The following is a 9,587-nucleotide window of genomic DNA, read 5'->3' on the forward strand; positions in this document are numbered from 1 at the left end:
GGAGTGGGGAGTGGGGAGTGGGAAGTGGGCAACAACTAACAACCAACAACCAACAACTAACAACCAACAACGAATCAGAAAAGAAAATGCTATTCTCCACATTATTGTGTTGTGTGAGGAGACTTAAGTTATGGTGACAGCCCCCATCCGGAGTCGTGGCTCTAATCCTTTGAATATGCTACAGAAAGATCGACAACCATTATTGACAAATGTCAGTCTTTTTGATAAAGAACTGAATTTACCAAAAACACCTTTGTTTGGCACTGATGGTATTCGAGGAAGAGTTGGAGAGTTGCTGACGGCTGAGTTGGCTTTACAAGTTGGTTTTTGGGCGGGTGAGGTATTGCGAGAAGTGACACCTAATTCCGGTGCGGTGATTGTCGGGCAGGATTCGCGTAACTCAAGTGATATGTTAGCGATCGCACTGAGTCAGGGATTAACAGCGGCAGGATTGGAGGTGTGGAATTTGGGATTATGCCCAACCCCTGGAGTTGCCTATCTTGCGGGTGCTACTGACGCGGTGGGGGGAGTGATGATTTCTGCGAGTCACAATCCGCCAGAGGACAATGGGATTAAGTTTTTTAGTTCACAAGGTGCGAAGTTATCGGTGGCTTTGCAGAAGCAGATTGAAGCAGGCTTAAGAAGTGGTGGAACAAATGCTGGTTTGACCAGTGCTTGTGGAAAGTATTACGATAGACCAGAATTGGTTGAGGACTATGTGGAATCCCTGCGCCATCCCCTTAAAGGTGTAATAGATTTACAGGGAATGCGGATTGTCCTGGATTTAGCTTGGGGTGCTAGCGTGCGGTTGGCTGGACAGGTGTTTGCCGAATTGGGGGCAGAAGTTATTTGCTTACACAATTTAGCAGATGGCGATCGGATTAATGTTAATTGTGGCTCTACTCATCTGGCTGCTCTGCAACAGGCAGTATTTGAGTATTCAGCGGATATGGGATTTGCTTTTGATGGGGATGCGGATAGGGTGATGGCAGTAGATTCCCAAGGTCGGGTTGTCGATGGGGATTATATTCTTTATTTATGGGGTCAAACCTTACGGAAATCCGAGCAGTTACCGGGAGATTTGATTATCGCCACAGTGATGGCGAATCTCGGCTTTGAGCGAGCCTGGGAAAAGTTGGGTGGTAAAATGGTGCGAACTTCTGTAGGCGATCAACATGTCCAGGCAGAAATGGAGCGTAGTGGAGCGATGCTAGGAGGCGAACAATCCGGACATATTCTTTGCCACCACTATGGCATAACAGGTGATGGAATGCTCACTGCTTTACATTTAGCCTCTTTAGTGCGGCAGTCAGGGGGTTCCCTTGCTCAATTAGTAGACAAAAGCTTCCAGACTTACCCCCAATTATTGCGGAATGTCAGAGTAGAAGATCGCGATCGCAGATTAAACTGGCACAATTGCGATCCGATCGCATTTGCGATCGCCCAAGCTGAAGCTGAAATGGGCGATCGAGGAAGAGTACTTGTTCGCGCTTCTGGTACGGAGCCTTTAATTCGAGTAATGGTGGAAGCTGCTAGCGCTGAAGTTGCCAACCATTGGACATCTGAGCTAGTTTTATCTGTAGAGCAACACTTGGGTGAAGGATGAAGGGTAAAGGATGAAGAGTGAAGGATGAAAAGACTTGTATTTCAGGCTTCTGCCTTCTGCCTTCAGTTTTCACCCTTCACCCTTGTCAATCCAAATCCATCAAATATAATGGTGGCTAGGTTATAACTCCAGTAATCTACCCACCTTATCTTAAGAGTGTCAATCTGCTGTTCCCCTAAACCAAAAGACAGCTCAATTGCTGTGCCATGGCAAAATTAAAGTCAAAATCCAAGAATAAGTCAAAGAAAGGAAAAAAACAATCAAAGCCGTCTGAGAAACCTACTCTTAGCCTAAAAGAGCAGTTAGCTCAAAAGCGCAAGAAACAAAAAGAGATCCAAGAACTAATTAAATGGATCTCCATTAGTCTAATCCCTGGGATATTCCTGGGTTTGATAGTTGGTGCAACAAAAGATCCTAAAATGGGTATAGCACCAGTAATAGCAATTCCTTGTCTTGTTCTCTCCTATAAATATCCCCGCCAAGCGCTTTGGGCTTTTTTGATTTATATGCCCTTTGGTGGCACAGTCGTTTATGCCTTGGGGGGGAACGCGCTACTTCAGCTAGCCAAAGATGCCTTTTATATTCCAGCCCTACTTGGCTTAGTTGCAGAATGTAAACGGAAAGGACAACCGATTCTAATTCCCAAAGCATTAATACCAACCTTTGCTATTACATTTGTGTTGTCTACACTTACACTAGTCTTTGTTAATTTGGTTCAGCTACAGTTAAGTGGGAAGGAAACAGGGCAACCATTTTTACAGGGAATTTTGGGATTGAAAATATTTTTGGGGTACGCTCCTCTGATATTTTGTGCTTACTATCTCATTGAAGATAAAAAGCAGTTGCTATTGTTTGCTCGCCTCCATTTGATTCTTGCTATTACCTGCTGTGCCCTTAGCCTGGTGCAATACTCAATGCTTCAAAGAGGAATCTGTCGTGGTACAGATCATCTAGCGGGAGATTTGTTGTTTAAGGCAAGCGTTGAAGCTAAGTGTTTTGTGGGTGGCGCTTTGCTTTATAGTCCTTCCCAGGGTGTTATTCGCTTACCAGGGACATTTGTCTCTCCCTGGCACTGGGGTTGGTTCCTGATTTCCAATAGCGTTTTGACCTTTACTGTCGCTTTTTGCGATACTTCAGCTCTATGGCGGCTGATGGGTTTGGGTGGTATGGCAATCGTGTTTATCAATGCCGTGATTTGCGGTCAAAGAATTGCCCTTGCCCTAGTACCTGTAGTAACTGTTATCTTATTAATTCTCACTGGTCAAATAGCTAATCTTAAGCGATTTATCCCCATTGCGGTGGGACTCGGTATAGTCATCGCCATCGCTATGGCAACTAATCCCGAACTAATTCAGGAAAGAATTGCCAGTTTTCAAGGACGTGCTTCAGCCTCCCCTCCCGAAGACTTCATTGTAACGCAATTCCAGTGGGCTATGGGCAACCAAGACGGATTTCTCGGCAATGGTTTAGGCAGAGGCACTAATTCCACTCGTACCTTTGGTAAAGTTTCATTAATTGAAACCTACTTCCCAAAGGTTATTTTTGAAGTAGGTGTGTGGGGATTTATAGGATTTATGATTTTTGTGAGTCACTTGACAGTGTTTACATTCAAGACTTACAGGTCGCTTAAAGACAAAAGTTTACGAGATTTTGGCTCCTGTTATTGGGTTTTTATCTTGATTATCACCTATAACACTTACTGGTATCCTCTCGATACAGATCCAGCAGCGGTATATTACTGGTTTTTGGCGGGGGTAATTATAGCATTACCCAAAATAGACAAGCAGGAACAAGAAAAACTCAAGTTAGCAGAAGCGGAAAATGACGATACATCCACAAAGAAAAGGATGAAGTCTAAAGTATAAGGTATAAAGGATGAAAAATACGATCTATATTAACTGCCGAGATTTTGTTACTCCCTTCGCGCCGGAATAACTATTTGATTAACCACTAAGACACTAAGACGCTAAGACACTAAGAAGGGAAAGGAAGGAATAGATAGTCTTATAGCGCCAATGCAAGTAACATTTTATCCTTCAACCCTCATCCTTCAGGAAATACTAATCAGAATATGTCGAATAAAAAGCCTATATCAAGAAAACGTTTGGATTGGATAGATCAGAGCAAAGGATTGGCAATTTTAGGAATTATTATATTTCACTTTTTCCAGAATTATCCCGATCGAATTGATCTGGTAAATATTTTAGATAGAAATGGGGCAAAATGGGGATATGCTGCTGTAGATATTTTCTTTGTTATTGCGGGATTTAATACTAGTTACACTCTAGCAGCTTCAATCAAATCGGGCAAGATTACTTCATTAAAAATTAATTGGATAGAATGGTTGAGAAAGCGAATAATTAGGCTTTACCCCAATTACTGGCTAGCCATAATATTAAGCATTATTCTCTTAACTGTTTGGGGGACAATAAACATAAAGTCATTTCAGGATTTAATATTTATGGGGATTGGCGTGCCCGGTTATCAGCGATTCAAAACACTTAATCCGGGGTTCTGGTTTTTCTCAGTCATTCTCCAAGCCTATTTAATTACTCCGATAATATTCTTGATTTGTAAAGGTAAGGCAAAAAATATTCTGCTTTTGGGAATTGTTATCGGCACAATCTGGAAAATAGTTTGCATAACCAACACAGGAGATCCATATTTTTTCATTTTCTTACTTCAAAGCAATTTAATTACTAGCTATATATTTCCGTTGTGTTTGGGGCTTTACTGGGGATTTATTTACTGCGATTACCAAAAATTTAGGAGAATTGATTGGGAGGTATCAATTGCTGCTTTTAGTATCGGACTTGTCATGTATGGATTCCTAGTTTTAAGCCAAATAGACTTTGAATATATGATCGGATTTGATATGCTGTTCACCCCTTTATTCTTGCTATTATTTTACTGGGTGTGCGAAACCTATATCAACCCTAAACTTACATTTAAAGATTTCAACCTATTTTCCCTGATGGGTGTCTATTCATATCAAATATATCTCATCCATCAACCCCTACTTTTTGTAGCCCTGCCTATTTTAGGAGGAAAGATTGCCTTGAATTCCTATCCCAGAGTTTTATTGGCTATAATAGCGATCGCGATTCTCATAACTCTATATGTCTTTGTTTTCATCCAGCTAGATAATTTCTTGGGCAAACTTATGGGAAAGATTACCAAAAAATCGGCTTAGTACAGATACTGAGATTGCTTTTCACCCAACTAACCAACTATGACATTACCCTTACTCTCTGTAATTATTCCCACATTTGGTCCTGATGCACCCTCACGAGATAAACTGTTGCGAGATACCCTAGTAAATGTACTCGAACAAGACTATCCGTCCTTTGAAATTATTGTAGTCGATCAAACCCCGACACATGAACCCCAAACTCAAGCTTATTTAGAACAACTTGCCAAGGATAAGAAGATAACTTGGTTCAAAGTCAACTGGGCAAGCTTACCAGGGGCAAGGAATTACGGAGTGCGGCGAGCATCTGGGGAGATTATCGTATTTATCGATGATGATATTATCATGCCACCAGGGTATTTAGAAGCCCATGCCCGGAATTATACTAATCCCGAAATTGGCGCAGTAGCAGGGCGAGTTTTTGACAAAATGAAACTGTCAGAAACCGGAAACTGGAAAGAAGGGGAAGCAGTAAGAGAAGAATTCGTAAAAATGCTACCCCAACTTAACCTAAAACGCCAAGTAGAAGAATTACCACCTCAAGCAATGGACCCAGGAATTGCCTGGTATTATATAGATTTAGTCCATACCGTAAAACCACAATGGGTAATTTCTGCCAGAGGATGTAACATGTCTTATCGCCGAGAAATATTTACCAAACATGGAGTATGGTTTGACGAAAGATTTCGGGGAAGTGCAGTAAGAGAAGAATCAGACTTCTGCCTGCGATTGCGGAAAACAGGATACCAGATTTGGTACGATCCAGAAGCCTACTTAGTACACTTAGCAGAAGAAACAGGCGGATGTCACGATGTCAGTACGCGATCGCTAAAATATCAGATGACATTCTATCACAACCACTTCCTCATGGCATTAAAAAATCTCACCCTCAATCAGCAACTGCGATTATATGCCAAACTATTTGATTGCCACGTCTTAGGAAACCCCCCCTGTAACAAAAGCGGTTCCCCCATCAAAATCCTGACACGAGGAGGATTCTATAGCTTAGGCTTTATGGACGCGATCGCGACAATGGTAAAAGGGAATTGGGATGATGGTCAAAATTATACCAAGCAAGACTTACTATCTCCTAACCAGTAATTAGAAAAACGCAGAGGTACGCAGAGGGTTTCAAGAGAGGTACGCAGAGTTTCTTAATTTACAAAGATAATACCTCACCCTCCTCCCAATCCCTCTGCGAACCTCTATCTTAACCTCTGCGAACCTCTGCGTTAAAAAAAAGATATCCCGACACCCAACCATTAACATTATGAGAATCCTAGTAGCCAGCCACACCTATATTGTCGATCTCAACTGCGAAAAACTAAAAACCCTTTCACAATTAGAACCTGATATTGAGGTAACGGTAGTTGTACCCCGGCGCTGGCGGCCAGGTGGAGTACAGAATAAGATTATTGAAAGTAAACCGCGTCAGTCAGGTTCGTTTCGGGTAGTTCCTATTTCTAATTTTAGTGAAAATAATCAGGGATTGCTGACGTTTGGTACGGATATTATATCATTATTACGTGAGTTTAAACCTCAAATTATTCAGGTGGAACAAGGTGCTAAGGCTTTAGGATATGCTCAGTTAATTTTCCTGAATCAGCTATTGGGATTGAAGGCAAAAAATTTGTTCTTTACTTGGTGGAATTTGCCATATCAGGTGAAGTTTCCACTTTCTGTACTCCATGAGTATAATTTAAAAAATACTCATGGATTGGTGGCTGGTAATCAGGATGCTGTTGATGTATTGCAACAGCATGGTTATCATGGTTCATCTATTGTTATGCCTCAGTTGGGGGTAGATGAAACTTTATTTCGTCCGCAATTGCAACCGGAATTGAGAAGTAAGTTGGGTATTGAACCTGATGAGTTTGTGGTAGGATTTGTGGGACGGTTTGTTGAAGAGAAAGGGATATTAACTTTAGGGAAAGCTTTGGCGGGATTAAAAGAATTTCCCTGGAAATGGTTGTTATTGGGGCGCGGTGAGTTACAGTCGGTACTAATGGAGAAGGCGGTGGAATGGGGGATTAAAGATAGAATGATTGTGGTGGAAAGTGTAGCTCATGATGAAGTGCCGCGTTATATTAATGTGATGAATACTTTGGTATTGCCTTCTGAGACTACTTATAAGTTTAAAACTTTAACTGCGGCAGGTTGGAAGGAGCAGTTTGGTCATGTTTTAATTGAGGCTATGGCTGCTAAAGTGCCTGTGATTGGCTCTGATTCTGGGGAAATTCCTCATGTAATTGGGGATGGAGGTTTAATATTTCCGGAAGGGGATATTGTTGCTTTGCGGAGTTGTTTGGAGCAAATGATGACACAACCAGATTTAGCTGATAAACTTGCCGAGTTGGGTTATCAACGGGGGATGACTCGATATACTAATAAGGCGTTGGCACAGGAGTTATTGGGTTTTTATAAAACAATAGCCTGAAAACCTAGTTTTTGGAGATGTCTAATGGGAGGATAGCAGACTTTCTTTATGGCAGAAAGATTACGCCCAGTAAGCTAATTTATCAGGATATTCATGCGCTCGATGTTCCTTCTGCCAGAGATGCTTCCTTAGTTAGATTTCTGCATAAGCTCGCTCTACCAGACGACGAGCCAGGGTTTGAACTCCTGTATGCTCATAATAATTGGTAGACATATCCAGGAATGCACCTAAATAGTCTAATTTATCATCGCTGAATTCTACAAAACTTTGCAAGCTATTGGCAACATTAGCTAATGGTGATTTCAAGCTATACTAGAGCATATTGACAACCTAGTAAGGAGATAACGCGATGAATGCCAGTACAATTACTCTGCCTCCTATTCTAGAATTAACTATTGACTTAAGTGACGAGCAGTTTTTTGAACTTTGTCAGAAAAACCGGGATTACCGATTTGAAAGGACAGCATCTGGAGATTTACTAATTATGCCGCCAACAGGGAGTGAGACGGGTAGACGAAATGTTAAAGTAACTACTCAACTAGAAATTTGGAACCGCAAGTATAATTTAGGAGTTGTATTTGACTCGTCTACTGGTTTTAAACTACCTAATGGTGCGGATCGTTCACCTGATGCTTCTTGGATAAAAAAAGAGCGATGGGATACTTTGACTTCTGAAGAGAAAGAGACATTTGCTCCTATTTGTCCTGATTTTGTGGTTGAGTTAAGATCTAAAAATGATTCCCTAAAAGAACTTCAGCAGAAAATGCAGGAGTACATGGATAATGGCGCTCGTTTAGGTTGGCTACTTGACCGAAAAAATCAACGAGTCGGAATTTATCGCCAAGGTAAGGATGTGGAGATTATCCAATCTCCTGCTACTTTATCTGGTGAGGATGTGTTACCGGGATTTGTTTTGGATTTAACTGATATTTTGTAAAATTTATTTATTGGTGCTAATACAGGACTAACGCAACTACACCACATATATTGATAATGGTGTGTTACGCTTTGCTAACACACCCTACAGATAATGGCTACTCCGATAATTTTTTAGTCCCTAGTCTCTGTTGAATAACAAATAACAAACAACTAATAACAAATAACTAATATGAAAATTCTCCAAATCGTCCCCTCCATCTCCCTAATTTACGGTGGTCCCAGCCAAATGGTGATGGGGCTTTCCGCCGCTCTCGCTTCTCAAGGTGTGGAAGTCACCATCCTCACCACTGACTCTAATGGTGATTTCGGACAAGCGCCCCTAGATGTACCATTAGATAAACCAGTCCCACAAGATGGATATCAGGTACGATATTTTCGCTGTTATCCTTTTCGTCGCTATAAGTTTTCTCTCGATTTATTACGCTGGTTGTGGGCACATGCTAAAGATTATGATGTGGCTCATATCCATGCCCTATTTTCTCCTGTAAGTTCCGCCGCCGCAACAATTGCTAGACAGAAAAAGTTACCTTATATATTACGTCCATTAGGTACGCTCGATCCAGCAGATTTGCAGAAAAAACGACAATTAAAACAAATTTATGCAGCACTTTGGGAAAAACCAAATTTAGCAGGTGCAGCAGGTATTCATTTTACTAGTAAACAAGAGGCAAAAATTTCTGAACGTTTCGGTACGAATCCTCCCGATATCGTAATTCCTTTGGGGGTGAAGTCACTCAAAATGCCACCTAAAGGTGAAGCGCGGCAGCGGTGGGGAATTACTGACAATCAACCGTTACTATTATTTATGTCACGAATCGATCCAAAGAAGGGATTGGATTTATTAATTCCGGCATTAGAAAGGTTATTAGCATCAGGAGTTAATTTTCATTTTGTCCTAGCTGGCACTAATCCGCAAGATCCTGATTATGAGAATCAAATTCGTGAAGAGATAAAGGCTTCTCCACTTTCATCTTGTACGACTATTACGGGTTTTGTTACAGGTGAATCGAAATTAGCGCTATTACAAGATGCGGATTTATTTGTTTTACCTTCTTACTATGAAAATTTTGGTATTGCTGTGGCTGAAGCGATGGTAGCGGGAACAGCGGTAGTTATTTCCGATCAAGTCCATATTTGGTCAGATGTAAAAGGTGCTGATGCGGGGTGGGTTTGTTCTTGTGAAGTGGAGGCTTTAACTGATGCTTTGCGAGAGGCTTTGGCTGATGTGGGGGAACAAGAGCGACGGGGAAGTAATGCTAGGGATTATGCTTTGAATAATTATAGTTGGGATGCGATCGCAAACCTGATGATTCAAGCTTATCGGGAGGTTCTATCAAAGCCTAGCAGCGTCGGGAGAAACTGATAACTTGCACCAGTTTCAACAAGCCAGGGCGAATGAATTCGCCGCTACACAA

At 41.5% G+C, this 9,587-nt stretch carries 8 protein-coding genes; 7 read left to right on the forward strand and 1 reads right to left on the reverse strand.

All coding sequences use genetic code 11. From position 1 onward, the window contains the following. Window positions 1–130 precede the first annotated feature (130 nt). From glmM to hpsO, 5 genes are all read left to right on the forward strand, one after another. Window positions 131–1,606 carry a phosphoglucosamine mutase gene (gene glmM / locus NJ959_RS20075; RefSeq protein WP_254013517.1) on the forward strand — a complete coding sequence of 492 codons (1,476 nt, stop codon included), beginning with the start codon at window positions 131–133 and terminating at the stop codon, window positions 1,604–1,606. 206 nt (window positions 1,607–1,812) lie between these two features. Further along, complete coding sequence (gene hpsL / locus NJ959_RS20080; protein ID WP_254013518.1) at window positions 1,813–3,471, forward strand: hormogonium polysaccharide biosynthesis protein HpsL; 1,659 nt, start codon at window positions 1,813–1,815, stop codon at window positions 3,469–3,471. A gap of 206 nt (window positions 3,472–3,677) precedes the next feature. Next, the gene (locus NJ959_RS20085; RefSeq protein ID WP_254013519.1) at window positions 3,678–4,799 is read left to right on the forward strand and encodes an acyltransferase family protein; all 1,122 of its coding nucleotides are present in this window, start codon (window positions 3,678–3,680) and stop codon (window positions 4,797–4,799) included. Between the two features lie 39 nt (window positions 4,800–4,838). Then, window positions 4,839–5,897, forward strand: a complete 1,059-nt coding sequence (hpsN, locus tag NJ959_RS20090; protein WP_254013520.1) for a hormogonium polysaccharide biosynthesis glycosyltransferase HpsN — start codon at window positions 4,839–4,841, stop codon at window positions 5,895–5,897. A gap of 169 nt (window positions 5,898–6,066) precedes the next feature. Beyond that, a complete protein-coding gene (gene hpsO / locus NJ959_RS20095) occupies window positions 6,067–7,233 on the forward strand; it encodes a hormogonium polysaccharide biosynthesis glycosyltransferase HpsO (RefSeq protein ID WP_254013521.1) in 1,167 nt (388 codons plus the stop codon). 132 nt (window positions 7,234–7,365) lie between these two features. On the opposite strand, the gene NJ959_RS20100 is transcribed toward hpsO, so the two are convergent. Continuing rightward, the gene (locus tag NJ959_RS20100) at window positions 7,366–7,539 is read right to left on the reverse strand and encodes a hypothetical protein (RefSeq protein WP_254013524.1); all 174 of its coding nucleotides are present in this window, start codon (window positions 7,537–7,539) and stop codon (window positions 7,366–7,368) included. 43 nt (window positions 7,540–7,582) lie between these two features. Between NJ959_RS20100 and NJ959_RS20105 the strand changes: the two genes are divergently transcribed. Together NJ959_RS20105 and hpsP are read left to right on the forward strand one after the other, a co-directional pair. Next, window positions 7,583–8,170, forward strand: a complete 588-nt coding sequence (locus NJ959_RS20105) for a Uma2 family endonuclease (RefSeq protein WP_254013522.1) — start codon at window positions 7,583–7,585, stop codon at window positions 8,168–8,170. Between the two features lie 171 nt (window positions 8,171–8,341). After that, a complete protein-coding gene (gene hpsP / locus NJ959_RS20110; protein ID WP_254013523.1) occupies window positions 8,342–9,535 on the forward strand; it encodes a hormogonium polysaccharide biosynthesis glycosyltransferase HpsP in 1,194 nt (397 codons plus the stop codon). The last annotated feature ends 52 nt before the right edge of the window (window positions 9,536–9,587 follow it).

The sequence above is a fragment of the Limnofasciculus baicalensis BBK-W-15 genome, from assembly GCF_024178385.1.
GTDB lineage: Bacteria > Cyanobacteriota > Cyanobacteriia > Cyanobacteriales > Coleofasciculaceae > Limnofasciculus > Limnofasciculus baicalensis.